Origin of the sequence: Amycolatopsis sp. SB7-3 (genome assembly GCF_041021335.1) — a bacterium.
In the GTDB taxonomy this organism is placed as follows: Bacteria; Actinomycetota; Actinomycetes; order Mycobacteriales; family Pseudonocardiaceae; genus Amycolatopsis; species Amycolatopsis japonica.
On record NZ_JBFPJQ010000007.1, the window covers coordinates 26,118 to 49,399 of the forward strand.

A 23,282-nucleotide genomic window follows, 5' to 3' on the forward strand; every position below is an offset into this window, starting at 1 on the left:
TCACGACGCGGGGTGGAGCAGCTCGGTAGCTCGCTGGGCTCATAACCCAGAGGTCGCAGGTTCAAATCCTGTCCCCGCTACAGAGGTTGGAGGCCCGTGTCTGCGGAAAGCGCAGACACGGGCCTCCTTCGCATTTGTCCCGGGGGTCGAACCCCCGGACCCCCGCCAGGAGGGCTCCGCCCCCTGGACCCCCGGAGTGAGTGGGTCGCCTGGGGTGCCCAGGGTGACGGTGGTAGCGGGGGACCTTTGCTACCAGGTGGGGGAGCGGGGGACCTTTGCTACCGCGTGGGGGCGGTCCAGCAGGCGTAGCCATCGGGGCGATACAGGACGGCTTCGGTGGCGGGCCACGGCAGGGACGTGACCAGCTGGGTGGTCAGGCGCGGCGAGCGGGCCTGGGCCCGGGCGGCGTCGGTGTGGGCCGGAGTGGTCGTCAGGAGCACGAAGCCACCGTCGTGAAAGAGCGTGCTCGGGCGAATCGGGCCGGCTTCGGTGTCGAGTTCCTGGTCATTCAGTCGCGAGCCCAGCGCCGGGTGCGACGTCCCGTAGGTCATGTAGCGGATCCCGAGACCGGAGACCATGCCCCCCAAATGCCGATTCACCTCAGGCAGCGTGACCAGGTCGGCGAAAAGGTCGCGAAGCGCGCGAGACTCGTGAGACCGCGGAGTCAGCCCCAGCTGAGCCGCGACGTTGTGCAGCACCTGAGCGCCGACAGGGTGCCGTTCGGCCTCGTAGGTGTCCAGCAGGGCGTCACCGGCCCAGCCACGCACGTTCGCGGCGAGCTTCCAGCCCAGGTTCATGGCGTCCTGCACACCCAGGTTCAACCCCTGGCCGCCTGCCGGGAAATGGATGTGCGCAGCGTCGCCCGCCAATAGCACCCGTCCGACGCGGTAGTGCTCCGCCTGTCGCGCGGCGTCCGAGAACTGTGACGCCCACCGGATTTCCGACACCGTCGCTGTCTCACCGTACGAGTCGAGCAGTGCCTGCCGGACCTCCTCGTGCGAGATGGCGGACCGGATGTTCTTGGGGCGCGAGGCCCTGTCACCGTAGACGAAACGGTAGAGACCCGGTTCTCCCAACGGAATCAAGCCTTTGAACGTGGTCGCACCGGTCGGCTCGCCGATGTTCCGCATCGTTCGCCACTGTTTTTGCGCACCGTCAGGGATTCTGTCGAACAGGACGTCCGCGACCACGCCGAAGCCTTGACCGTCCACACCGGGAAAGTCCACGTTCAGTCCTTTGCGTACAACACTTCGAGAGCCGTCGCAGCCGACGAGGTACTTCGCACGCAGCCGGGTTTCGCCACCGTCTGTTCGGTACCGGACAGAGACAGAGTCTTTGTTCTGAACGAAATCGATTACTTCGGCTCCTCGCACTACCTTCGTCCCTTGCGCGGCAAGCCGTTCTTCCAGGTACTCCTCGACCTGGGCCTGTGGAATCCCCATCTGGAAGGGAAATCGAGTGTCCCAGCAGTGGTAGTCGACCGGGATCATCGCGAAGTGTCCGTCCTGCACCGTCGTGAACGAACGCTCTTCGGCGCCGTCCAGAAGTCCGCGCAGCTCCAGTATTTCCGCGGTCCGCGGTTGCAGGTTCAGCGCTTTCGACAGTCCCGTGCGCTCGGGAAGCCGTTCCAGTACCACGACATCGACGCCGGCGAGCGCGAGTTCGTTGGCCAGCATCAGCCCGGTCGGTCCCGCCCCGGCCACGACCACGTCCGTCCCCAGGTTGTCCATACCACTCCTTAACAACGTTAAATTGACCTGTGGCCAGAGTGCCCTTAACATCGTTAAATTGTCAAGGCGTTACCGCTGGGAAGAAGGTAGAAGTGGGTCTGACCAGGCAGGACATCGTCCGCGCCGGGCTGCGGCTGCTCAACGACGTCGGGCTCAACGGGCTGACGCTCCGCCTGATCGCGCAGGAACTCGATGTCAAAGCGCCGGCGCTGTACTGGCACGTGAAGAACAAACAGGAGCTGCTCGACGAGATGGCGACGCAGATGTACGCCGACGCGATGCCGGGCCGGGTGCCGGAAGGCCTGGGGGAGCGGGAATCCCTCGAGGTGGCGTCACGGGCTATGCGCCGGATGATGCTCGCTTACCGTGACGGGGCAAAGGTCTTCTCCGGGACCTTCATGACGGACGACGGCTTGCTCGGCGACAACCCGCTTCAGGCGCGCGTCGACGCGGGGCTCGAACCGTACCTGGCTGGACGAGCGTTGTTCACCGTTTACAGCTACGTCGTCGGCTTCACCATCGAAGAACAGGCCGTTTATCCGATTCCGGGCGAGCGGGACCCGCGCTACGACGTCACGCCCACCGCGTGGGTCTTCGACGAGGACGTCGAGGGCAGATTCAGTGACGGGCTGACCATGGTGCTCGACGGCGTCTTCGCCTGGCTGGATGACAAAGTCTCGCCATAAGGGCAGGTCAAGGGTGCTTTGGGAAGTTAAGGGCACCCGCCTGAAACCCGGTTTCGCCCCCGTGTAATCTATTAACACAACGACGCGGGGTGGAGCAGCTCGGTAGCTCGCTGGGCTCATAACCCAGAGGTCGCAGGTTCAAATCCTGTCCCCGCTACTGTGAAAACGAAGCGCGGATCTGCGGAAATCGCAGATCCGCGCTTCTTCGTTTTCCGGTTCCGTCGCCCGTGCGCCCTCCGGGGCGATCACTCCCCGTTGTTGGTCGGGGCGGGGGACGCGTACCGCTGTCCGTGGCGAAGGCCGGTTGCGTAGCGTGTTCGGTCCATTGTGGACAGGCGTAGTGCGTTGGGCCGAATGAGCGCATATCACTAGCCACAATGGACAGATGTGTTGACCACAGTGGACACAGGTTCCGAAAAGTGGGACCGTAGAGGACGTGTCCGAATTGAATGCAACAGCCGCCGCACTGCTCGGTCTTCTCCACGACGGTCCTGCCACGGGCGGGCAACTGGTCGCGGGGGCGGGTGAGCGTTTCGGCGCCTTCTTCAGCGTGACTCGCAGCCAGGTGTACCGGGAGCTCCCCGCCTTGTCGAAGGAGGGCCTCGTCCGCCTCGGCAAGCAGGGGCCGCGGTCGAGCCAGCAGTACCTCATCACCGCGGCGGGCAAGAAGGCGTTCAAGACGTGGCTGTCCTCCGAAGCCGGTCCTGACCACCTCCGCAGCCCGCTGATCCTCCGTCTCGTGCACGCCGGTTCGTTGACGGTGAAGCAGCGCGCGACCCTCCTCGAATCGGCCCGCGCGAGCTACACGCAGCAGCTCGACGAGGCCAAGGCCGCCACCAAGGCCGCCGACGGCCCGTACGCCAAGGCGGTCGCCGAGTTCGCTCAGGCGCAGGCCAAAGCCGCACTGAAACTGCTGGATTCCATCCCCCAGTCCTGACCCGGACAGGTGCCCACGGCCGGTTCCCCGCAACCGGTCGTGGGTTTTGCCGTAACCTTGGCCGACGTGAGTGATGAGTTCGATGCGGCACTGAAGGACCTGGCCGGCAAGCTGACGCAGATCGAGTCGGTGATGGACCTGGATGCGCTGCGTGCCCAGGTGGCCGAGCTGGAGGAACAGGCATCCAGCCCGAACCTCTGGGACGACCCCGAAGCGGCGCAGAAGGTCACCAGCCAGTTGTCCCACCGGCAAAGTGAGCTGCGACGCATTTCCGAGCTGCGGCAGCGGCTCGACGACCTGGGCGTTCTCTATGAACTGGCCGAGGCCGAGGGCGACTCCGCCAGTGTGGCCGAGTCCGAGTCCGAGCTCACGGCGCTCACCAAGGACATCGACGGGCTCGAGGTCCGCACCCTGCTGTCGGGTGAATACGACCCGCGGAACGCCGTGGTCACCATCCGGTCCGAAGCGGGCGGTGTCGACGCCGCCGACTGGGCCGAGATGCTGCTCCGGATGTACCTGCGGTGGGCGGAACGCCACAACTACCCGACGGACGTCTACGACATCTCCTACGCCGAAGAAGCGGGTATCAAGTCCGCCACCTTCAAGGTGAGCGCCCCGTACGTCTACGGCACGCTCTCGGTCGAGCAGGGCACGCACCGGCTGGTGCGCATCTCGCCGTTCGACAACCAGAGCCGTCGCCAGACCTCCTTCGCGCACGTCGAGGTGATGCCCGAGGTCGAGGAGGTCGACCACGTCGACATCCCCGAGAAGGACATCCGCGTCGACGTGTACCGCTCGTCCGGGCCCGGCGGCCAGAGCGTCAACACGACGGACTCGGCGGTGCGGATCACACACATCCCGACCGGCGTGGTCGTTTCGTGTCAGAACGAAAAGTCGCAGCTGCAGAACAAGGCAGCCGCGATGAAGGTCCTCCAGGCGCGGCTGCTGCAGCGGAAGAAGGAGGAGGAGCGCGCCGAGATGGACGCGCTCAAGGACGGTGGCTCCAGCTGGGGCAACCAGATGCGCTCCTACGTGCTGCACCCGTACCAGATGGTCAAGGACCTGCGGACCGAGTTCGAGGTCGGCAACCCGTCGTCCGTGCTCGACGGCGAGATCGACGGCTTCCTGGAGGCCGGCATCCGCTGGCGCAAGCAGTCCGGAGCCGCGTAACAACCCTGCGTGAGAGAGCAAGGGACCTTTGCTACCACTTTCCGAAAGAGAGTGATAGCAAAGGTCCCTTGCTCGCTTGGCCGCCGGTACCGGGCTACCCGGGCTTAACGGCGGGCATGGGTAGTATGCCGAACCGTGATCCGGCTCGAAGAGGTTTCCAAGGTCTACAAGACCTCGACCCGTCCCGCCCTTGAGCGGGTGTCGGTCGAGATCGACAAAGGCGAGTTCGTCTTCCTGATCGGTCCCTCGGGATCCGGGAAGTCGACCTTCCTGCGTCTCCTGCTGCGCGAAGAGGTGCCGAGCAAGGGTCGCGTCATGGTCTCCAACTTCGACGTCGCCAAGCTCGCCCGTCGCCGGGTGCCGCGGCTGCGGCAGACCATCGGCTGCGTCTTCCAGGACTTCCGTCTGCTGTCGAACAAGACCGTCGCCGAGAACGTCGCCTTCGCGCTCGAAGTCATCGGCAAGCCGCGCCCCACGATCCGCAAGGTCGTGCCCGAGGTGCTCGAACTCGTCGGCCTCGACGGCAAGGCCGACCGTCTCCCCAACGAACTCTCCGGTGGTGAGCAGCAGCGCGTCGCGATCGCCCGCGCGTTCGTGAACCGCCCGCTCGTGCTGCTCGCCGACGAGCCGACCGGGAACCTGGACCCCGACACCAGCCAGGACATCATGTTGCTGCTGGAGCGGATCAACCGCACCGGCACGACGGTGCTGATGGCCACCCACGACCATTCGATCGTGGACTCGATGCGGCGAAGGGTCGTCGAGCTCCAGCTCGGCAAGGTCATCCGTGACGACGCCCGAGGCGTCTACGGCATCGGCCGCTGACCGGCCCCGCCCTCCTCCGTAACCCACGACTTCCAAGGGACATCAACCCCGATGCGCGCCAGTTTCGTCTTCAGCGAGGTAGTCACCGGCTTGCGCCGGAACGTCACGATGACCATCGCGATGATCCTCACCACCGCGGTCTCCCTCGCCATGCTCGGCTTCGGCCTGCTGGCCGTCGGCACGATCGACAAGATGAAGGCCAACTTCCTCGCCGACGTCGAGGTTTCGGTCTATCTGGTCAACGACATCAGCGCGGGTGACCCGAACTGCTCGCAGTCCGCTTGCCAGACGCTGCGTCAGCAACTGCAGGGCAACGAAGGCGTCGAGTCGGTCGTCTTCGAGAACCGCGAGCAGTCCTACGAGCGGTTCAAGAAGATGTTCGAGAGCCAGCCGGAACTGCTCGCGCTCACCGGTCCGGAGGCGCTGCCCGCGTCGCTGCACGTCAAGCTGAAGAACCCCGAGCGCAGCCAGGCGATCATCCAGGAGTACACCGGCAAGCCCGGCGTCTCCAAGGTCGACGACCAGCAGAAGGCGCTGGACCGCGTGTTCAACGCGCTCAACGGGGTGCGGAACCTCGCCTTCGGTGCCGCGCTGATCATGGCCATCGCCGCGCTGCTGCTGATCGCCAACACGATCCAGGTGTCGGCGTTCACCCGGCGCACCGAGGTCGGCATCATGCGGCTGGTCGGTGCGACCCGCTGGTACACGCAGCTGCCGTTCCTCCTGGAGGCGGTGGTCGCCGGCCTGGTCGGTGCCATCATCGGTATCGTCTTCCTGGTGCTCACCAAGGTGCTGTTGCTCGACTTGGTGCTCACCGGTGACGTGTTCCCTGCGGTCGGCATGCTCGAATTGCTGTTCCCGGTGGCGCCGATCCTGCTCGCCGTCTCGATCGTCATTTCGGCGATCACCGGCTACGTGACGCTGCGCCTGTACGTGCGCCACTAGCCGCCCCGATAACCACCTGCCCGAACACAGAAACTCACGTAGAGTCGCCGCTATGCCCAAGGAACGTGGACACAAGGTGATCGTGTCGAACCGCAAGGCTCGCCACGATTACTCCATCCTCGACACCTACGAAGCCGGTCTCGTGCTCGTCGGTACCGAGGTGAAGAGCCTGCGTGAAGGACGGGCATCGCTGGCCGACGCGTTCGCCACGGTGGACGACGGCGAGGTCTGGCTCCGCAACGTGCACATCCCGGAGTACGTGCAGGGCACGTGGACGAACCACACGCCGCGGCGCACCCGGAAACTGCTGCTGCACCGCCAGGAGATCGAGAAGCTCATCGGCAAGACCAAGGAGAGCGGTCTTTCGCTGGTCCCGCTGTCGATGTACTTCAAGGACGGCAAGGTCAAGGTCGAGATCGCGCTGGCGAAGGGCAAGAAGTCCTACGACAAGCGGCAGGACATCGCCAAGCGGGACGCGCAGCGCACCATCAGCCGGGCCATGGGCCGGGCGCTCAAGGGCCGGTACACTGATTGATCCACGGGCCCGCGTCGGACGCCGAGATCCCCGGCTGGCTCTCGGCGCTGGGCATCGACGGGCTCGTGGACCTTCACCTGCATTTCCTGCCGAAGCCGGTCATGGACAAGGTGTGGGCCTATTTCGACCAGGCCGAGGAGCACTACGGCATGGCCTGGCCGGTGCATTACCGCACCACCGAAGAAGAGCGCGTCGAAACCCTGCGGTCCTTCGGCGTGCGCAGGTTCGCGCCGCTGGTGTATCCGCACAAGCCCGGTATGGCCGAATGGCTGACGTCATGGGCGCTGGAGTTCGCGGACCGCGTCCCGGAGGCGGTGCCGACCGGCACGTTCTACCCGGAGCCCGGTGCGCTGTCCGTTGTGGACGGTGCGCTGCGCGCGGGCGCCCGGTGTTTCAAGGCGCACGTCCAGGTCGGCGCCTATGACCCGCGTGACGAGCTGCTCGACGGCGTCTGGGGAGCGCTGACGGACGCGGGCGTTCCCGTGGTCGTCCACTGTGGACACGGTCCGTTGAGGGGTGCCTACACCGGGCTACGGTTGTTCGAAGAGATCCTGGTGCGGCATCCCAGCCTGACGCTGGTGCTCGCACACGCCGGAATGCCCGAGATCGACTTCGCCTTCGAGCTGGCCGGGAAGTATCCGCGCGTGTACCTCGACACCACGATGGTCGGGGTGGAGTTCACCCTGCGCGGCAATCCGCTTCCGCCGGACTGGCAGGACCTGCTGGCAGAGTTCCCGGATCGCGTCGTGCTCGGCACCGATTTCCCCAACATCCCGTACTCGTACGCCACACAGCTGCAGGCGATCGCCGGCTGGGCCGCCGACGATCGCCTGGGTGAGCCGTTCCTGCGGGCGGTGCTGCACGACACCCCCGCGAAACTGCTCAGCGTTTGAGCTGGGCCACCTCGGTGACCGAGACGGCGCGGCCGAGCAGCCGCGTCCCCAGCTCCGAGACCGGGATCTGCTTGCCCGCCAGCAGGAATCCACCCGTCGCCAGCGCCACCCACGGCGCCGGGCCCTGCGCCAGACCGTCGCTCAGCGGGGCGAAACCGTGCGCGGCGAGGCCGAGCAGGCCCCCGGCGATCGCCAGCCCGGCCACGACGAGCTGAGGTGTGTGCGCGGTCGACGCGGGGCCGGAACCCTGCGACTCGAAGCGGGCGAACATCCGCAGCAGGCCGAGGAGCACGAGCCCGCAGGCACCGAGCCAGGCCGGGAGCATCGTCAGCCACAGCACGGAACCCGGTTCGGGGGTTTCGTAACCGAGGCCGTAGACCGCGACACCGGAGACGACGATCAGCGCCGGCATGTGCCACAGGTAGACGCTCATGAACCGCGGGCCGATCCACTTCAGCGCGGCGTCGAGGTTCGGCCGGGCGGCCAAGGCGTTCAGCTGGGGCTTGAAGGCCAGCAGGAGTCCGATCTGGCCGATCGCGAGGAAGGCCAGCAGCACGGTCGGCGGGCTCATGTTCGACACCGGGGCGCCCGGCATGCCGATCATGCTCGCCGGGTACGGGCCGAAGGCGACCATCAGCGCGGTGATGCCGAAACCGGCTGCGGACATGCCCAGCGCGGCGTTGCGGCTCAGCGACCCGAGACGTCCCTGCGTGTAGTGGAAACCGAGCTGGTGCACGGCCATCCAGACGAAGACGGCGTTCGCGAACCCGATCAGGCCGAGGTCGTTGAAGCGGGCGACGTCCACGAGCACGGCGGCGGCGAGCATCACGAGCGGGACCTTCAGGCCCCAGCGGCGATGGGCCGCGGCGAGCATCGGGGTGAGCAGCACGGTGAGCACGTACACGGCGAGGAACCACAGCAACTGGGCGGCGATCGCGCCGCCGACCTGCAACGGCTGCTCCGGAACGCCCATACCGCGCAGGATGTCCGGGACGAACAGCCAGACGGCCACCAGCGGCAGCACCGGGATCATCAGCCGCTTGAGGCGCGCCGCGAGCCAGGAACGGGAACTTTCCGCCCGGCTCAACGAGATCAGGTTCGCCGCGCCGCCGGCGAAGAAGACGAGCGGCATGACCTGGCTGAGCCAGGTGATGATCCACCAGCCGGGCGTCGCGAGGGCGTTCCCGGTCGAGAGATGGCCGTCGGCGTAGGAGAGCACCGGCATTCCCCAGTGCTGGACGACGACCGCGAGGATCGCGACCGCTCGGACGATGTCCAGGAACCTGTCGCGGCCCTGTTTCCCGCTTGTGTGCATGGAAAAGAGCCTGGTGCTTCGGGGCCGCGAAAACAGTGGTGCGGGCCGCCGTATCGATCTTCGGGGTTTTCGCCCCCGGAAGGTGGAGTTTTCCCTACCCCACGCCGTCGGTCTCGGGCTCCGGAAGCGGGGCGGCGCACAGCCGGAACTCCCAGCAGTCGTCTTCGGCGCGGCCGAGTTCGTACCGGGTTTCGATTTTGGGCCCGTCGTGGAGATGGACGTGTTTGAGGACGGTGCCCACGATCGGCTCCGTGTCACCGAGCTCTTGGACGCGGCCGTCGAGCGGCCCGCCGAAGAAGCGGACGCTGCGGGAGGTCCGGTCGGTCATGGGGCCTCCTCGGCTCGGCTCGTTTCCCCACCAACAGTCTGCCCATGTTAGGTGAGTGACCGCTTCGCCACCAAGAGCTACTTCAGCGTCCTAAATAAGTGAGCACCGCGCGGACCCGGCGGTGCTCCACCGAACTCGCTTCGAGCCCGAGTTTCGAGAAGATGTTGCCGATGTGCTTCTCGACCGCGCCGTGCGAGACGACGAGCGAGTTCGCGATCGCGGTGTTCGACAGGCCCTGCGCCATCAACCCCAGCACCTCGGACTCGCGGGCGGTGAGCGCGTCGAGCGGGTTCTTGCGGCCCCGAGCCATGAGCTGCGCGATGACGTCCGGATCGATGGCCGTGCCGCCGCCGGCGACCCGCTTGACCGCGTCGAGGAAGTCCCCGACGTCGGCGACGCGTTCCTTGAGCAGGTAACCGACTCCGCCCGCGCCACCGGACAGCAGCTCGACGGCGTAGCTCTCTTCGACGTACTGGGAAAGCACGAGGACCGGAAGACCGGGAACGGCCTCACGGGCGCCCAGCGCCGCACGCAGGCCCTCGTCGGTGAAGGTGGGCGGCATGCGGACATCGACGATCGCGAGGTCCGGCCGATGCTCCTTGACCGCGACCAGCAGGTCGTCGCCGTTGTCCACGGCGGCGACCGTCTCGATGTCCTCGTCGGCGAGCAGTCGGATCACCCCCGCACGCAACAGAACCGCGTCTTCGGCGATGACAACCCGCATGCTGCCCCCAGCGTCGTGAGTGAATGGCAGAGCCTATTCACTCACGAGCGGGTCACCATTGGCACGGCAGGTCCGCGCGAATCACCGTCGGGCCGCCGGGCGGGCTGACGACGGTGATCACGCCGTCGATCGTGGCCGCGCGGTCGGCGAGCCCGGCGAGGCCGCCACCCGGCCGGACTTCGGCGCCGCCGTGCCCGTTGTCGGTGATCTCGACGACGACCATCGACTCGGTGCGCCACACCTTCACGCCCGCTTCGGTAGCGCCCGAGTGCTTCGCGATGTTGGTCAGCGTCTCGCCGACGATGAAGTACGCCGTCGTCTCGACCGCGGCAGGCGGTCGCGGCTCGACGTCCACCTCGACGTCGACGTGGATCGGCGATTTCGCGGCCTGCGCGGACAAGGCGGCGTCGAGACCGCGGTCGCCGAGGACGGCCGGGTAGATCCCGCGGGCGAGGTCGCGCAGTTCCGACACCGCGAGCTTGGCGTCGAGATGGGCTTCGTCGATCAGCTCGCGCACGGCGTTCGGGTCCTGGTCGAACTTCGACTTCGCGCGGCCGAGGCTCATCGCGACGGCGACCAGCCGCTGCTGGGCGCCGTCGTGCAGGTCACGCTCGATGCGTCGGCGTTCGGCCTCGGCGGCGTCGACACCGCGAGCCCGCGACGCCTGCAGGCGCTCGGCCTTCTGCTCCAGTTTCGCGGCGCGGTTCGGGCCGAGCAGCGAGTACGCCAGGTTGCCGTGCAGCCACCCGACCCACGGGGTCACCCAGATCGCCATCGGCAGCAGCACGACCGACGCGATCGCGATCGGCAGCTCCAGGCAGGCCAGGGGGAACGCCGCCATGAGGTAGGCGAGGTCGCGCCAGGTCGTCGCGTCGGTCAGGCGGGTCAGCCAGCGCTTGACCAGCGAAAGTCCTTCGAGGGGGAGCCGCTCGACCGGCTCCAGCGGGGTTTCGAGCATCGTCCGCGCCCAGCCCCGCTCCCGGTCGGCGGACCAGCGGATGAAGCTGGTCGTGGCCATCAGGATCGGGAAGCCGATCCACACCACCGCGGTCGCGATGCCGACCGCCAGCCCGACGACGACGAGGATGAACTGGAGCAGCCGGAAGAAGAAGCTGACGAACATGTAGGCGATCGTTCGCATCGGCCGCGGCCGCGGGATCCCCACCTGCTGTACCTGCTGGTCGATCGTCATCCGTGAACCTCGCCCCAAGAATCTTCCAGACGGCGACGCTGGGCGTAGGTCGGCCCGAGCAACGCCGTCGCCAGCCGGGCATGCATCCCGGCCAGCGCCTTCGTCAACGCTACCGAGAGCGCGACGCAGAGCACTCCGAGCGCCGCCCAAGGCAGCGCCGAGACCGTCGAATCGACGGTGAACCACGCGTTCTCCCAGGTCGGGAAGCGGTACTCGCCGCCGGGCAGGAAGCGGTAGTAGATCGGCAGCCCGGCGAGGCCGAGACTGGTCGACCAGAACACCGTGACCAGGACGAACTCGATGATCCCGAGCGGGAAGAGCAGGAAGAAGTAGCCGAGGTCGCGCCACGTCGAGCCGTCCTTCAGGCGCGCCTTCCAGCGCACGGACTGGCCGGCGACGGGCAGCGGGAGGTACGGCAGGTCGATGTAGCGGTCGAGCAGCGCGTACACCCTGGCGCGCTCCATCCGGGCCGCGCCGCGGACCGTGAGGATCACCAGGGCGAGGATCGGCAACCCGATCCAGACGACCGCCGTGCCGACGCCCGCCGAGATGAAGGACGTCAGGAGCGCGAAGGCCAGTACGCCCATCGGCAGGTTCATCAGCAGGTAGACCAGCGAGCCGCCGAACGACGGATCGGACCTGCTCAGCTCCCGCTCGGCCGCCAGCGAACTCATGGTCGTGCTCCTCTCCTGTTCGAGGAGTCAAGCATCGCGCCCGGGGACGTCCGCTGACATGGTGCTCGCGGGCATCTCCCAGGTAGGGCTAGCCCCACCTGCGGGATTAACCCGGTTGCCGCCCGCGTTATGATGTACAGGTTGTGTCCCACCAAGGGGGTGAACGGTTTCGACTTTGGACGTTGAATCAGGAGAAGCGTGCCGGTGCAGGCGAGAGACCACCGTAAGCGTCATCGCAAACCAATAAGCGCCGAGCCTAAGAGCCAGCGCGAGTTCGCTCTTGCTGCCTAAGCAGTAGAGCAACTCTGTCGGTCCGGGGTCGCCTCCGACCCGGTCACCGGCATCAGCTAGGAGGCTTACCGTCACACTCGGCTACGGGGTGTGATTGGGAAACAAACAGTGGCTGGGCTCGTCACTTCAGCTTGTTCGCGTGACTGAAGGGGCCAAGTAGAGACATAGCGGACTGCGCACGGAGAAGCCCTGATGATTCGCCAGAGGACCCGGGTTCAATTCCCGGCACCTCCACCGTTTCGCCGAAGCGGCCCTACCCCTCAGGGGTGGGGCCGCTTCTTCTATGTGGGCCTGAGCCGAGTTTCGCTACAGCAGTTGCGTAATCACTTCGGGGACCGCTAGGGTTCATTTACGAAACGGCCGTAGCGAAAAGGAGTGCGATGTCAGCCGAGGAGAAGCGCCGGGGGCGGCCGAGGGACGAGCAGGCCGATGGGCGGATTCTCGACGCCGCACTGGAAGTGTTGCTGGAGAACGGATACGACCGGTTCTCCATCGACACGGTCGCCGCGATGGCCGGGGTCGCCAAGACCACGCTGTACCGGCGTTGGCCGACCAAAGACCACGTGATCGTGGCGGTGGTGGCCAAGATGCAGGACGAGGTGCCGGTGGTCGACACCGGCGATCTGCGCGCGGACCTGGTCGGCTACCTCACCGAGATCGCCGCCGGACTGAACCGGATGCGCAAGGCCGCCAGGTCCAAAGAGGCGAGCGACCGGTCCGCCGGGCTGGTCGCCGAGATCGCCGCTGCCGCCGCCCGGCATCCGGACATCGGCGCCGCGGTGGGGCAACTCTTCGCGCGCCGCAACACCCTGCCGATCAGCCTCATCCACCGGGCGCGTGAGCGCGGCGACCTGCCGCAGGACGTCGACCCGGAGGCGCTGTTCGATCAGCTCGCCGGGGCGCTCTATTACCGGCTGCTGATCACCGGAAATCCGATCGGACCGGCGTATGTGCGCACGTTGGTCGGTACCGCGCTCAGTGGAATCTCCCCAGCCCTTCCCGTGAAAAGGACCACGTCATGACCACCACGTCTTCGTCAAGAGTCCGGATGTCCCGCCGTCGCCGGATCGCGCTCGTCGGCGGGATCGTGCTCGCCGTGCTGGCCGGCTATGTCACCTGGAGCAACCTGCGCCCGGTCGACCTGACCTCCTCGATCGAGATCGACGCCCCGGCGGACAAGGTGTGGCGGGTGCTCACCGATCTCCGCGCCTATCCGGCGTGGAACCCGTTCGTCATCTCGGCGGAGGTGACCTCGGACGGTGGCACGCTCAAGGAGGGAGCCACCCTGCGCAATGTCCTGCGCGACAAGACCGGCGACACCACGTTCACCCCGACCGTGCTCGCGGTGACACCGGAACGGGAACTGCGCTGGCTCGGGCGGATCGGGCCCGGACTGATCTTCGACGGCGAGCACCGGTTCGAACTGCGTCCGCTCGGCCCCGGCCGAACCCTGCTGGTGCAGAGCGAGCGGTTCACCGGTGCGCTGGTGCCGTTCGTGGTGAGCAGCCTGCGGGCCGACACGTTGCCGCAGTTCGAGGCGCTGAACCGGGCGCTGGCTCAGCGGGCGACGGCTCTCCCCAGTTGAATCACGGAGAGTAGCTGAAGCAGGGTCGATTTCATCTCGATTCACCCGCAATGGCGATCTTGTTCCGGTGAAGTGTCATGCTGTGTGTCCGACCATGGCTCTCTTTCGAAACGACCCCGTGTCGCCGGAGGGCCGGAAGAAGGTGGCAGATGACCTGGGCCAGGCATTCCAGTCGTCCCGACCCCGCTGAAGACCAGAGCCGGATGGCAGGTGTGCGCGCGGAGGAAGAAGTCCGCCTCACCCTGCAGAACGGCAGAGCAGCTCGAACCGTCGCAGGGCACGCCTCGGATGCCATCGACTGCGCGGAACTGCTGGCGATGCTCGGACTCGAGGGAGTCCAGAAGAAGCACGCTCAGCGCACCTGACCCCCGATCCGGGTGGTCAATTCGGCCGCGGTCAGACGGACCTCTTCGGCGAGATCGGGCCAAGTCTCCTCGCATCCCCCGGCCCCTGGGCAGAGGTGGCGGAGGGTCACGCTGATCGCGGCCATCGGCCGGCCGCCGTGGTCGAAAACCGGGCAGGCCACCGAGGCGAATCCTTCGGTGACGTGACCGTCTTCGACCGCCCAGCCGAGCCTGCCCTCCGCGTTCAGCGTGCGGCGCAGTTCGGCGAGGGTGCGCGGGCCGCGACCGGTGCGCAGGACGAACGCCGACGCGGCCGGGAAGAGCGCCCGCACATGCGGCGACGGGAGATGCCGCAGGATCGCCCTGCCCGACGCCGTGAGCTGGCCCGGGAGCCGGACGCCGACCTCGGTCACCAAGGTTTCCGGGCGGGTGGGGCGTTCTTTGACCAGGTAGAGCGACTCGTTGCCGTGCAGCACGCCGAGATGTGCGGTGTGGCCGACGCGGTCGGCGAGTTTGCGCAGCAGCGGGACCGCTAGTCGTTCCAGCGGGTCGTGCCGCAGGTAGGCCGAGCCGAGTTCGAACGCGGCGATGCCGAGGCCGTAGCGGCGCTCGGCGGGCAGGTGCGTCACGAAACCGGCGGCTTCGAGTTCGGCGAGCAGGTGATACGTCGTCGAGCGCGGGAGGCCGAGTTCGCGCGCGATCGCGGCCGCGGACACCGGGCCGGGCCGCGCGGCGAGGGCGCGGAGGATGCCGAGGCCGCGGCGTAAGGCTGGTACTTCGCTGCTCTCGCCCATGGCCGGCCTCCTTCGGTTCGTGCGGCTGTTGCGTGCGGCGGGGGAGCAAGGGACCTTTGCTACCACTTCTCTCAATGTCGAGACGAGTGGTAGCAAAGGTCCCTTGCTCCCTTTTCGCAGGTGGGAGCGGTGACTGTGTGGATTTCGGGTCGTCCGACGCACCAAAATCCACACAGTCGGTAGTCGTCGCTACGCGGGGTAGGAGGTGTGTGGATATAGGGACACTCAACGTCTCTATATCCACACGCCCCCTGCCTGGCGGCGACCCGTGGTAGCAAAGGTCCCTTGCTCCCACCGTGCGTGTCTTGGATACCAGACACAACCACCGGTTGGCGCCGCCCACCAGCGGGCATGGCGTTGTCCAATGGGGCCATGCCGGAAACCGTACTTCTCGGGTCCGAACCGCTTCGGCCCGAACAGGTCGTCGCGGTCGCCCGTGACCACTCGCCCGTCGCGGTCAGCGAAGCGGCCGAGAAGAACCTTGCCGCGACGCGTCAGCACATCGACGACCTCGCGCACGCCGAGACGCCGACGTACGGCGTTTCGACGGGCTTCGGGGCGCTTGCCACCAGGCACATCCCGCTCGAGAGCCGCACCGCGCTCCAGCAGTCGCTGATCCGGTCGCACGCGGCCGGCGCGGGGCCGGTCGTGGAGACCGAGGTCGTCCGCGCGCTGATGTTGCTGCGCCTCCGCACCCTCGCCAGCGGGTACACCGGCATCCGTCCGCAGACCGCGCAAGCGCTTGCGGCCATGCTCAACGCCGGGATCACCCCGCTCGTTCACGAGTACGGCAGCCTCGGCTGCTCCGGCGACCTCGCGCCCCTCGCCGCTGTCGCGCTCGCTCTGATGGGGGAGGGCGAAGTCGAGTACAACGGCGAAGTCGTCCAGGCCGCCGTAGCGCTGAAGCACGCCGGGATCGAGCCGGTCGTTCTCGCGGAGAAGGAGGGCCTCGCCCTCACCAACGGGACCGACGGCATGCTCGGCATGCTCCTGCTCGCCGCCGCCGATCTGCGCAAGCTGCTCGATACCGCCGACATCACCGCAGCGATGAGCGTCGAAGCGCTCCTCGGCACCGACCGCGCCTTCGCGGCCGATCTCCAGGCGCTGCGCCCGCACCCCGGGCAAGCGAGGAGCGCGCTACGTATGTGGACGGCGCTGCAGGATTCGAAGATCGTCGAGAGCCACCGCGGCCCGGACTGCAACCGCGTCCAGGACGCGTACTCGCTTCGCTGCGCGCCCCAGGTGCACGGCGGCGCGCGGGACAGCCTCACGCACGCCGAACTCGTCGCCGGGCGTGAGCTCCAGTCCGCGGTCGACAACCCGGTCGTGTTGTCCGACGGTCGCGTCGAGTCCAACGGCAACTTCCACGGCGCCCCGGTCGCGTACGTGCTCGACTTCCTCGCCATCCCGCTCGCGGACGTCGCGAGCATCGCCGAGCGCCGCACGGACCGCATGCTCGACAAGGCCCGTTCGCACGGCCTGCCGCCGTTCCTCGCGTTCGACGCCGGCGTCGATTCCGGCCACATGATCGCCCAGTACACGCAGGCGGCCGTGGTCAGCGAGCTCAAGCGGCTCGCGGTGCCGGCGTCGGTCGACTCGATCCCGAGCAGCGCCATGCAGGAGGACCACGTCTCCATGGGCTGGTCCGCCGCCCGCAAGCTGCGCAAGGCCGTCGAGGGCCTCAACACCGTCCTCGCCATCGAACTGCTCACCGCCGCGCGCGCCCTCGACATGCGCGCGCCCCTGGTCCCGTCGCCGGTCACCGGCCGGGTCCGGGATCTCGTCCGCACCAAGGTCGAGGGCCCCGGCCCCGACCGTCATCTGGCGCCGGAGATCGCCGCCGCCGAAGAACTCGTCGCGTCGGGTGCCGTCCTCGCCGCGGCCCAACTGGAGGTCTGAGCCCATGACCCGCACGGTCCGTGCCGCCCGAGGCACCACGCTCACCGCGAAGAACTGGCAGACCGAAGCCGCGCTGCGGATGTTCCACAACAACCTCGACCCCGAGGTCGCCGAGCGCCCTGAGGACCTGGTGGTCTACGGCGGCACCGGCAAGGCCGCCCGCAACTGGGCCAGTTTCGACGCGATCACCCGCGAACTGACCACTTTGGACGCCGACGAGACGCTGCTCGTCCAGTCCGGCAAGCCGGTCGGCGTGTTCCGCACGCACGAATGGGCGCCGCGCGTGCTCATCGCGAACTCCAACCTCGTCGGCGACTGGGCGACGTGGCCGGAGTTCCGTCGGCTGGAGGCCCAGGGCCTGACCATGTACGGCCAGATGACCGCGGGGTCCTGGATCTACATCGGCACGCAGGGAATCCTGCAGGGCACGTACGAGACCTTCGCCGCCGTCGCGAAGAAGCGGTTCGGGGGCAGCCTCAAGGGCACGCTCACCGTCACCGCCGGTCTCGGCGGCATGGGCGGCGCGCAGCCGCTCGCGGTCACGATGAACGACGGTGTCGCGCTCGTCATCGAGTGCGACCCGCAGCGTGCCCACCGCCGCGTCGAGACCCGCTACCTCGACGAGGTCGCCGACGACCTCGACGACGCGATCCGCCGGGTGGAAGCCGCCAAGAAGGAGAAGCGCGCGCTGTCCGTCGGCGTCGTCGGCAACGCCGCCGAGGTGCTGCCCGAACTGCTGCGCCGTGGCGTCGAGGTAGACATCGTCACCGACCAGACCTCCGCGCACGACCCGCTTTCCTATCTGCCCAAGGGAATCGGCGTCGACGAGTGGCAGGACTACGCGGACAAGAAGCCCGACGAGTTCACCGAACGCGCCCGCGAGTCGATGGCGGAGCACGTCGACGCGATGCTCGGCTTCCTCGACAAGGGCGCCGAGGTCTTCGACTACGGCAACTCCCTGCGCGGCGAGGCGAAACTCGGCGGCTGCGAGCGCGCGTTCGACTTCCCGGGATTCGTGCCGGCCTACATCCGCCCGCTGTTCTGCGAGGGCAACGGCCCGTTCCGCTGGGCGGCGCTGTCCGGCGATCCCGAGGACATCGCGGCGACCGACCGCGCGATGCTGGAACTGTTCCCGGAGAACGAATCCCTCGCGCGCTGGATCCGGCTCGCCGGGGAACGCGTTGCCTTCCAGGGGCTTCCGTCGCGGATCTGCTGGCTCGGCTACGGCGAGCGGCACCTCGCGGGCCTGCGGTTCAACGAGATGGTCGCCAGCGGCGAGCTGAAGGCGCCGGTCGTCATCGGCCGCGACCACCTCGACTCGGGCAGTGTCGCCTCGCCGTACCGCGAGACCGAGGGCATGGCCGACGGTTCCGACGCGATCGCCGACTGGCCGCTGCTGAACGCGCTGGTCAACACCTCGTCGGGCGCCAGCTGGGTGTCGATCCATCACGGTGGCGGCGTCGGCATGGGCCGCTCCATCCACGCGGGCCAGGTCAGCGTGGCCGACGGAACCCCGCTGGCGGCACAGAAACTCGAGCGCGTGCTCACCAATGACCCCGGCATGGGCGTCATCCGGCACGTCGACGCGGGCTACGACCGCGCCGCCGACGTCGCCGACGAGCGCGGCGTGCGGGTGCCGATGCGGGACGCCGAGTGACCGCGTCCTCGCTGCTGGAGGAGATTTCGGACGTCGGCCGCGACCCGAAGCGTGGCGGCTATTCCCGCCACGCCTTCGACGCGGCCGAAACCGAACTGCGCGCGTGGTTCGTCGAGCGCGCAGGACGGCTGGGACTGGGCGTCGAGACCGACCGCAACGGCAACATCTGGGCCTGGTGGGGAACACCCGGTCCGGACGCGGTCGTCACCGGGAGCCATCTCGACTCGGTGCCCGGCGGCGGCGCCTTCGACGGTCCGCTGGGTGTCGCCAGCGCGCTCGACGCGGTGGAGATCTTGCAGGCCAAGGGATTCCGTCCGGCCAAGCCGTTCGCGGTGGTGGTGTTCGCGGAAGAGGAGGGCGGCCGATTCGGCGTGCCGTGCCTCGGCTCGCGCCTGCTGACCGGGACCATCGACGCGGACAAGGCACGCGGCCTGCGTGACCCGGACGGTGTCACGTTCGCCGAAGCGGCGGCGAAATCCGGCCTCGATCCCGAGCGGATCGGCCGGGACTCCGAGCGGCTCGGGCTGATCGGGCGGTTCCTGGAGCTGCACGTGGAGCAGGGGCGCGGGCTGATCGACCTCGGTTCGCCGGTCGCCGTCGGCAACACGGTGATCGCGCACGGACGGTGGCGGTTCTCCTTCCAGGGGCAGGGAAACCACGCCGGTGCGACGCTGATCGGCGATCGTCGTGACCCGATGATCCCGGCGGCGGAGACCGTGCTCGCCGTGCGGAAACTGGCGAAGGCGACCGCTGACGCGAGGGCCACCGTCGGCAGGCTCGTGCCGGTTCCCGGCGGGACGAACGTAATCGCGTCCACTGTGGACCTGTGGTTGGACGCGCGGGTGCCGGGCACGGATACGCCCGAGCTGGTCGCGGAAATCGCGAAACTGGCGGAAGAGGCGGCCGGACAGGAAGGGTGCCGCGTCGAGGTCACCAGGGAGTCGTACTCCGACGACGTGATCTTCGACGACGCGCTGCGCCGTGATCTGGGCACCTGGCTGGGCGGGCCGCCGGAACTGCCGACCGGCGCCGGACACGACGCGGCGATCCTCGCCGGGTTCGTCCCGTCCGGAATGCTCTACGTGCGTAACCCCACCGGGATCAGCCATTCCCCGGAGGAGTTCTCCGAAGCGGAGGACGTCGACCACGGTGCCCGCGCGCTCGCGGACGTCCTGGAGAAACTGTCGACATGACGACATATTGGTGTGAACGCGCCTGGCTGCCGGACGGGATCGCCGACGCCGTCCGGATCGAGGTCGACGGCGGCAAGATCGCTTCCGTGACGGCGAACGCGCCTCACGAAGGGACTGTCCTGAATGGACTGACCTTGCCGGGCTTCGCGAACGGGCACTCGCACGCGTTCCACCGTGCGTTGCGCGGGCGGACGCACCACGACCGCGGGACCTTCTGGACGTGGCGCGAGCGGATGTACTCGCTCGCGTCCCGGCTGGATCCGGACTCGTATTACCGGTTGGCGCGCGGGGTTTATGCCGAGATGGTGCTGGCCGGGTACACGAGCGTCGGCGAGTTCCACTACCTGCACCACGCGCCGGGCGGAAAGCCTTACGCCGAGCCGAACGCGATGGGCGAGGCGTTGCGGCAGGCCGCCAGGGACGCCGGCATCCGGCTGACGTTGCTCGACACGTGCTACCTCGCGGGCGGGATCGGCGTCGAACCCGACGAGGTGCAGCGGCGGTTCTCCGACGGGACCGCTACCAAGTGGGCGCAACGAGTCGGCGAATTGCGGGAAGATGGGACGTTCCGGGTCGGGGGCGCGATTCACTCGGTACGCGCCGTCCCCGAAGACGAATTGTCCGAAGTGGACAACGGGACGCCCGAGGATCGTCCGCTGCACATCCATCTTTCCGAGCAGCGGGCCGAGAACGAGCAGTGCATGGCGGCTTATCACTGGACTCCGACAGGGCTGCTCTGGGACCACGGTGTGCTCACTGAGCGGCTCACCGCGGTGCACGCGACGCACCTGACGCCAGGGGACATCAAGTGGCTCGGTGAGGCGGGGAGTCGCGCCTGTTTCTGTCCGACGACCGAACGGGATCTCGGCGACGGCATCGGCCCCGCGCGGACGCTGCTGGACGCGGGGGTGCGGCTGTCGATCGGCAGCGACAGCAACGCGGTGGTCGACGCGTTCGAGGAGACCAGGGCGCTGGAACTGAACGAGCGGCTCGCCAGCGAGAAACGCGGCCGGTTCACCGCCGAGGAACTGCTCGCTGCCGCGACGGATCACGGCGCCGTCGGCTGGGACGAGGTCGGCGCGCTGGCTCCGGGCGCGGGCGCGGACCTGGTCACGGTCGGCCTCGGGTCGGTGCGGACCGCGGGGATCGAGCCGTCCGGCGTGGTCTTCGCCGCTTCGGGTGCGGACGTACGGGACGTCGTCGTCGCCGGGCGTGAGATCGTCCGCGACGGCGCGCATCAGCTGATCGACCGGCCGGAAACGGTCTTGGCCAAGGAGATCGAGGCATTGTGGCAGTCCTGATCACGGGAATCGGCGAGCTCACGACGAACGACGCCGAACTGGGCAAACTCCGCGACGCGGCCGTCGTCATCGAGGACGAAGCGATCGCGTGGGTCGGTGCGGCGGCGGACGCGCCCGACGCGGATGAGCGGGTCGACGTCGAAGGGCGTGCGGTGCTGCCCGGTTGGGTGGACAGTCACACGCACTTGGTCTTCGCCGGGGACCGGACGGCCGAGTTCGAGGCGCGGATGGCCGGGAAGGCGTACAGCGCCGGGGGCATCGCGGTCACGGTGGACGCGACGCGGTCAGCTTCCGACGAGCAGCTGGCGGCGAACCTGCGGCGTCACGTGGACGAAGCGGCGAGGCAGGGCACGACCTGCCTGGAGACGAAGACCGGATACGGGCTCAACGTCGAAGACGAGGCTCGTTCGGCCCGGATCGCGGCCGATGTGGCCGACGAGGTCACATTCCTCGGGGCGCATCTGGTGCCGCCGGGTGCGGACGCGGAGTCCTATGTGGACCTGGTGTGCGGTGACATGCTCGACGCCGTGGCGCCGCTCGTGCGGTGGGCCGACGTGTTCTGCGAGACCGGCGCGTTCGACGAGGCGCAGTCCGGACGGGTGCTCAAGGCGGCGCGGGAGCGCGGGCTCGGGCTGCGGGTGCACGGGAACCAGCTGGGGGAGGGGCCGGGTGTGCGGCTCGCCGTCGAGCTGGGGGCGGCGAGTGTCGACCACTGCACCTACCTGAGCGAAGCGGACGTCGAGGCTCTCGCTGCTTCGGACACTGTCGCGACCTTGCTGCCGGCGTGCGATCTCTCGACGCGGCAGCCGCTGGCGCCGGCGCGGCGGCTTCTCGACGCCGGGGCGACGGTGGCGCTGGCCAGCAACGCGAATCCGGGCAGCTCGTACACGACGTCGATGGCGTTCTGCGTGACGACCGCGGTGCTGCAGATGCGGATGACGATCGACGAGGCGGTGTGGTCGGCGACGGCGGGCGGTGCCCGCGCTCTGCGGCGTGACGACGTGGGCTTCGTGCGGCCTGGGGCGCGTGCCGACCTTCACGTGCTGGAGGCACCTTCGACGACGCACCTCGCGTACCGGCCCGGGGTGCCGTTGACGGCTGGGGTGTGGCGGCGCGGAAGGCGTCTGACCAGCGGTTTCGCCTCAAAGTGGTAGCAAAGGTCCCTTGCTCCCCCGCGGGTCAGGAGGCTTGGCCGAGGGTCTCCTGGACGCGTTCGCGTAAGGCAGGCGGGAGCTCGTCTAGCAGGTGGGCCCACTGCTCGACCCGCTTCTCGCTCAGGTGTGTGAGCAGATCGAGCACCGGCGCCCACAGGTCCTCGTCGGCGGCCGCGACGCCCAGGAGACCGCGGAACCGGGCTTCGGGAAGCAGCCCGAGGACGTGATCTATCCGGCTCTTGTCGTCGAGGACGAACGCGATCCGGATCAGCGCCTCGTCACCGATGACGGCCAGCGCCCGGCGCACCGTCGGATCGGGCAGGTGACCGACGAACCGGCCGACGGTGATCCAGTCCTCGCGGCGCACCAGCTCACCGGCCACCTCGACCACGGTGTCGAGCGGGATCCGCGCGATGATCGCGCTCGCCCGGCGCGGGTCCAGTTCGGCCGCGACGTCGGCCAGGAACGGCGGCTTCAGCCGCTTCGCGACATCGACGCCCCGGGAGACGTCGACCAGCCCGGCGATCCGCGCGCACAGAAGCGGGCCGAAGACCTTCTCGGCGATCTTCGCGAGAATCGGGCTCGGGACGAGCTTGCTCGCCATCGCCATCCGCTCCAGGGCGGCGAGGTTGGCGTCGAACAGCGTGTCCGTGACCTGCTCGCGGAACGCCTGGAGCTCGGCGGCGTCGACGTTCTCCAGGTACGAGAGCCGTTCCGGGGTGGTGCCGAGGACGCGGGCGAGTTTGAGGATCTCCGCCTGCGAAGCGAAGTTTTCGGTGGTCACAGGCCCACCACCTTCCGAACGGCGCCGCGCAGAAGCGCGGGTACGTACTTCAGCCCCTCTTCGCCCGCTTCGGCCAAGGCCTTGGCCTGGCGGTGGCGCGCGTCCCGCAACGCGTCGGAGAGGTCCTGTTTCTCGTGGTCGGCCAGCGCTTCGATGCCTGCCGGGACAGGACCGCCTAGCTGACCGGTGAGTGTGCGCTCGGCCATGGTCGATCATCATGCCTCATCGGGCCGGGGAAGCAGGGGACCTTTACTTTCGTCCATGGCGGACCGCTCGTCGCGGCTTGTAGCGTCCTGTCGTGTGAAGGACGCTGAGGAGCCCGTACG

24 protein-coding genes, 2 tRNA genes and 1 other RNA gene are annotated in these 23,282 nt (G+C 68.1%); 18 read left to right on the forward strand and 9 right to left on the reverse strand.

Annotation, left to right across the window (positions count from 1 at the left end; genetic code table 11):
• The first annotated feature begins 6 nt into the window (after positions 1 to 6).
• Positions 7 to 80: transfer RNA gene (locus AB8M46_RS34970), tRNA-Met, on the forward strand.
• Between the two features lie 198 nt (positions 81 to 278).
• On the opposite strand, the gene AB8M46_RS34975 is transcribed toward AB8M46_RS34970, so the two are convergent.
• Complete coding sequence (locus AB8M46_RS34975; protein WP_394362970.1) at positions 279 to 1,730, reverse strand: FAD-dependent monooxygenase; 1,452 nt, start codon at positions 1,728 to 1,730, stop codon at positions 279 to 281.
• A gap of 92 nt (positions 1,731 to 1,822) precedes the next feature.
• Here AB8M46_RS34975 and AB8M46_RS34980 point away from each other — a divergent pair, with 92 nt between their 5' ends.
• The 8 genes from AB8M46_RS34980 (at position 1,823) to AB8M46_RS35015 (ending at position 7,721) form a co-directional block, all read left to right on the forward strand.
• A complete protein-coding gene (locus AB8M46_RS34980) occupies positions 1,823 to 2,416 on the forward strand; it encodes a TetR/AcrR family transcriptional regulator C-terminal domain-containing protein (RefSeq protein WP_350592231.1) in 594 nt (197 codons plus the stop codon).
• A gap of 83 nt (positions 2,417 to 2,499) precedes the next feature.
• Positions 2,500 to 2,573: transfer RNA gene (locus tag AB8M46_RS34985), tRNA-Met, on the forward strand.
• Positions 2,574 to 2,852: 279 nt separating this feature from the next.
• A complete protein-coding gene (locus AB8M46_RS34990) occupies positions 2,853 to 3,353 on the forward strand; it encodes a PadR family transcriptional regulator (protein WP_016331641.1) in 501 nt (166 codons plus the stop codon).
• 66 nt (positions 3,354 to 3,419) lie between these two features.
• Positions 3,420 to 4,523 (forward strand): peptide chain release factor 2, encoded by a 1,104-nt coding sequence (gene prfB / locus AB8M46_RS34995; RefSeq protein WP_037345950.1) that lies wholly within the window; start codon positions 3,420 to 3,422, stop codon positions 4,521 to 4,523.
• 135 nt (positions 4,524 to 4,658) lie between these two features.
• Entirely contained in the window at positions 4,659 to 5,348 is a 690-nt protein-coding gene (gene ftsE / locus AB8M46_RS35000) for a cell division ATP-binding protein FtsE (protein ID WP_005168409.1), read from the forward strand.
• A gap of 51 nt (positions 5,349 to 5,399) precedes the next feature.
• The gene (gene ftsX, locus AB8M46_RS35005; protein ID WP_037345952.1) at positions 5,400 to 6,293 is read left to right on the forward strand and encodes a permease-like cell division protein FtsX; all 894 of its coding nucleotides are present in this window, start codon (positions 5,400 to 5,402) and stop codon (positions 6,291 to 6,293) included.
• Between the two features lie 52 nt (positions 6,294 to 6,345).
• Complete coding sequence (gene smpB, locus AB8M46_RS35010; protein ID WP_037345953.1) at positions 6,346 to 6,828, forward strand: SsrA-binding protein SmpB; 483 nt, start codon at positions 6,346 to 6,348, stop codon at positions 6,826 to 6,828.
• Complete coding sequence (locus AB8M46_RS35015; protein ID WP_394362971.1) at positions 6,825 to 7,721, forward strand: amidohydrolase family protein; 897 nt, start codon at positions 6,825 to 6,827, stop codon at positions 7,719 to 7,721. The genes smpB and AB8M46_RS35015 overlap by 4 nt, the downstream gene beginning before the upstream one ends.
• Here AB8M46_RS35015 and AB8M46_RS35020 read toward each other — a convergent pair.
• From AB8M46_RS35020 to AB8M46_RS35040, 5 genes are all read right to left on the reverse strand, one after another.
• Complete coding sequence (locus AB8M46_RS35020) at positions 7,711 to 9,036, reverse strand: acyltransferase (RefSeq protein WP_037345957.1); 1,326 nt, start codon at positions 9,034 to 9,036, stop codon at positions 7,711 to 7,713. The two genes, AB8M46_RS35015 and AB8M46_RS35020, sit on opposite strands and share 11 nt — an antisense overlap.
• 94 nt (positions 9,037 to 9,130) lie before the next feature.
• Positions 9,131 to 9,364 carry a hypothetical protein gene (locus tag AB8M46_RS35025; protein WP_038518749.1) on the reverse strand — a complete coding sequence of 78 codons (234 nt, stop codon included), beginning with the start codon at positions 9,362 to 9,364 and terminating at the stop codon, positions 9,131 to 9,133.
• An 82-nt stretch (positions 9,365 to 9,446) separates the two neighbouring features.
• Positions 9,447 to 10,088 (reverse strand): response regulator transcription factor, encoded by a 642-nt coding sequence (locus tag AB8M46_RS35030; RefSeq protein ID WP_038518748.1) that lies wholly within the window; start codon positions 10,086 to 10,088, stop codon positions 9,447 to 9,449.
• 52 nt (positions 10,089 to 10,140) lie between these two features.
• The gene (locus tag AB8M46_RS35035) at positions 10,141 to 11,280 is read right to left on the reverse strand and encodes a sensor histidine kinase (protein ID WP_394362972.1); all 1,140 of its coding nucleotides are present in this window, start codon (positions 11,278 to 11,280) and stop codon (positions 10,141 to 10,143) included.
• The gene (locus AB8M46_RS35040; RefSeq protein ID WP_037345966.1) at positions 11,277 to 11,954 is read right to left on the reverse strand and encodes a sensor domain-containing protein; all 678 of its coding nucleotides are present in this window, start codon (positions 11,952 to 11,954) and stop codon (positions 11,277 to 11,279) included. The genes AB8M46_RS35035 and AB8M46_RS35040 overlap by 4 nt, the downstream gene beginning before the upstream one ends.
• Before the next feature lie 155 nt (positions 11,955 to 12,109).
• Between AB8M46_RS35040 and ssrA the strand changes: the two genes are divergently transcribed.
• The 4 genes from ssrA to AB8M46_RS35060 all read left to right on the forward strand — a co-directional run bounded on the left by ssrA (position 12,110) and on the right by AB8M46_RS35060 (position 14,195).
• Positions 12,110 to 12,482: a transfer-messenger RNA gene (gene ssrA / locus AB8M46_RS35045) on the forward strand.
• A gap of 143 nt (positions 12,483 to 12,625) precedes the next feature.
• Positions 12,626 to 13,267 carry a TetR/AcrR family transcriptional regulator gene (locus AB8M46_RS35050; protein ID WP_378422980.1) on the forward strand — a complete coding sequence of 214 codons (642 nt, stop codon included), beginning with the start codon at positions 12,626 to 12,628 and terminating at the stop codon, positions 13,265 to 13,267.
• On the forward strand, positions 13,264 to 13,830 hold the full coding sequence (locus AB8M46_RS35055; RefSeq protein WP_378422982.1) for an SRPBCC family protein: 567 nt from the start codon (positions 13,264 to 13,266) through the stop codon (positions 13,828 to 13,830). Before AB8M46_RS35050 ends, AB8M46_RS35055 begins: the two co-directional genes overlap by 4 nt.
• A 149-nt stretch (positions 13,831 to 13,979) precedes the next feature.
• Positions 13,980 to 14,195 (forward strand): hypothetical protein, encoded by a 216-nt coding sequence (locus tag AB8M46_RS35060; protein ID WP_037345970.1) that lies wholly within the window; start codon positions 13,980 to 13,982, stop codon positions 14,193 to 14,195.
• On the opposite strand, the gene AB8M46_RS35065 is transcribed toward AB8M46_RS35060, so the two are convergent.
• Positions 14,183 to 14,968, reverse strand: a complete 786-nt coding sequence (locus tag AB8M46_RS35065) for an IclR family transcriptional regulator (protein ID WP_037345972.1) — start codon at positions 14,966 to 14,968, stop codon at positions 14,183 to 14,185. The two genes, AB8M46_RS35060 and AB8M46_RS35065, sit on opposite strands and share 13 nt — an antisense overlap.
• Positions 14,969 to 15,340: 372 nt before the next feature.
• Between AB8M46_RS35065 and hutH the strand changes: the two genes are divergently transcribed.
• Genes hutH through hutI form a run of 5 tightly spaced genes read left to right on the forward strand, consistent with a single transcriptional unit; the run spans position 15,341 to position 22,172 of the window.
• Complete coding sequence (gene hutH / locus AB8M46_RS35070; RefSeq protein WP_394362973.1) at positions 15,341 to 16,867, forward strand: histidine ammonia-lyase; 1,527 nt, start codon at positions 15,341 to 15,343, stop codon at positions 16,865 to 16,867.
• Between the two features lie 4 nt (positions 16,868 to 16,871).
• A complete protein-coding gene (gene hutU, locus AB8M46_RS35075; protein WP_394362974.1) occupies positions 16,872 to 18,524 on the forward strand; it encodes a urocanate hydratase in 1,653 nt (550 codons plus the stop codon).
• The gene (locus tag AB8M46_RS35080) at positions 18,521 to 19,717 is read left to right on the forward strand and encodes an allantoate amidohydrolase (protein ID WP_394362975.1); all 1,197 of its coding nucleotides are present in this window, start codon (positions 18,521 to 18,523) and stop codon (positions 19,715 to 19,717) included. Before hutU ends, AB8M46_RS35080 begins: the two co-directional genes overlap by 4 nt.
• A complete protein-coding gene (locus AB8M46_RS35085; protein ID WP_394362976.1) occupies positions 19,714 to 21,018 on the forward strand; it encodes a formimidoylglutamate deiminase in 1,305 nt (434 codons plus the stop codon). Before AB8M46_RS35080 ends, AB8M46_RS35085 begins: the two co-directional genes overlap by 4 nt.
• Positions 21,006 to 22,172: an imidazolonepropionase gene (gene hutI / locus AB8M46_RS35090; protein WP_394362977.1), complete on the forward strand. Its 1,167-nt coding sequence runs from the start codon at positions 21,006 to 21,008 to the stop codon at positions 22,170 to 22,172. The genes AB8M46_RS35085 and hutI overlap by 13 nt, the downstream gene beginning before the upstream one ends.
• Before the next feature lie 25 nt (positions 22,173 to 22,197).
• Here the strand turns inward: hutI and AB8M46_RS35095 are convergent, their stop codons facing one another.
• Both AB8M46_RS35095 and AB8M46_RS35100 read right to left on the reverse strand, forming a co-directional pair.
• Entirely contained in the window at positions 22,198 to 22,956 is a 759-nt protein-coding gene (locus AB8M46_RS35095; RefSeq protein WP_394362978.1) for a hypothetical protein, read from the reverse strand.
• The gene (locus AB8M46_RS35100) at positions 22,953 to 23,162 is read right to left on the reverse strand and encodes a hypothetical protein (RefSeq protein WP_016331662.1); all 210 of its coding nucleotides are present in this window, start codon (positions 23,160 to 23,162) and stop codon (positions 22,953 to 22,955) included. The genes AB8M46_RS35095 and AB8M46_RS35100 overlap by 4 nt, the downstream gene beginning before the upstream one ends.
• Positions 23,163 to 23,282: the final 120 nt, after the last annotated feature.

Bases quoted from the DNA above. Each gene is read 5' to 3' on its own strand.
- AB8M46_RS34975 (WP_394362970.1), bottom strand. From the start codon at position 1,730: ATGGACAACCTGGGGACGGACGTGGTCGTGGCCGGGGCGGGACCGACC.
- ftsX (WP_037345952.1), top strand. From the start codon at position 5,400: ATGCGCGCCAGTTTCGTCTTCAGCGAGGTAGTCACCGGCTTGCGCCGG.
- smpB (WP_037345953.1), top strand. From the start codon at position 6,346: ATGCCCAAGGAACGTGGACACAAGGTGATCGTGTCGAACCGCAAGGCT.
- AB8M46_RS35020 (WP_037345957.1), bottom strand. From the start codon at position 9,036: ATGCACACAAGCGGGAAACAGGGCCGCGACAGGTTCCTGGACATCGTC.
- AB8M46_RS35025 (WP_038518749.1), bottom strand. From the start codon at position 9,364: ATGACCGACCGGACCTCCCGCAGCGTCCGCTTCTTCGGCGGGCCGCTC.
- AB8M46_RS35030 (WP_038518748.1), bottom strand. From the start codon at position 10,088: ATGCGGGTTGTCATCGCCGAAGACGCGGTTCTGTTGCGTGCGGGGGTG.
- AB8M46_RS35035 (WP_394362972.1), bottom strand. From the start codon at position 11,280: ATGACGATCGACCAGCAGGTACAGCAGGTGGGGATCCCGCGGCCGCGG.
- AB8M46_RS35040 (WP_037345966.1), bottom strand. From the start codon at position 11,954: ATGAGTTCGCTGGCGGCCGAGCGGGAGCTGAGCAGGTCCGATCCGTCG.
- AB8M46_RS35050 (WP_378422980.1), top strand. From the start codon at position 12,626: ATGTCAGCCGAGGAGAAGCGCCGGGGGCGGCCGAGGGACGAGCAGGCC.
- AB8M46_RS35055 (WP_378422982.1), top strand. From the start codon at position 13,264: ATGACCACCACGTCTTCGTCAAGAGTCCGGATGTCCCGCCGTCGCCGG.
- AB8M46_RS35060 (WP_037345970.1), top strand. From the start codon at position 13,980: ATGACCTGGGCCAGGCATTCCAGTCGTCCCGACCCCGCTGAAGACCAG.
- AB8M46_RS35065 (WP_037345972.1), bottom strand. From the start codon at position 14,968: ATGGGCGAGAGCAGCGAAGTACCAGCCTTACGCCGCGGCCTCGGCATC.
- hutH (WP_394362973.1), top strand. From the start codon at position 15,341: ATGCCGGAAACCGTACTTCTCGGGTCCGAACCGCTTCGGCCCGAACAG.
- hutU (WP_394362974.1), top strand. From the start codon at position 16,872: ATGACCCGCACGGTCCGTGCCGCCCGAGGCACCACGCTCACCGCGAAG.
- AB8M46_RS35085 (WP_394362976.1), top strand. From the start codon at position 19,714: ATGACGACATATTGGTGTGAACGCGCCTGGCTGCCGGACGGGATCGCC.
- AB8M46_RS35100 (WP_016331662.1), bottom strand. From the start codon at position 23,162: ATGGCCGAGCGCACACTCACCGGTCAGCTAGGCGGTCCTGTCCCGGCA.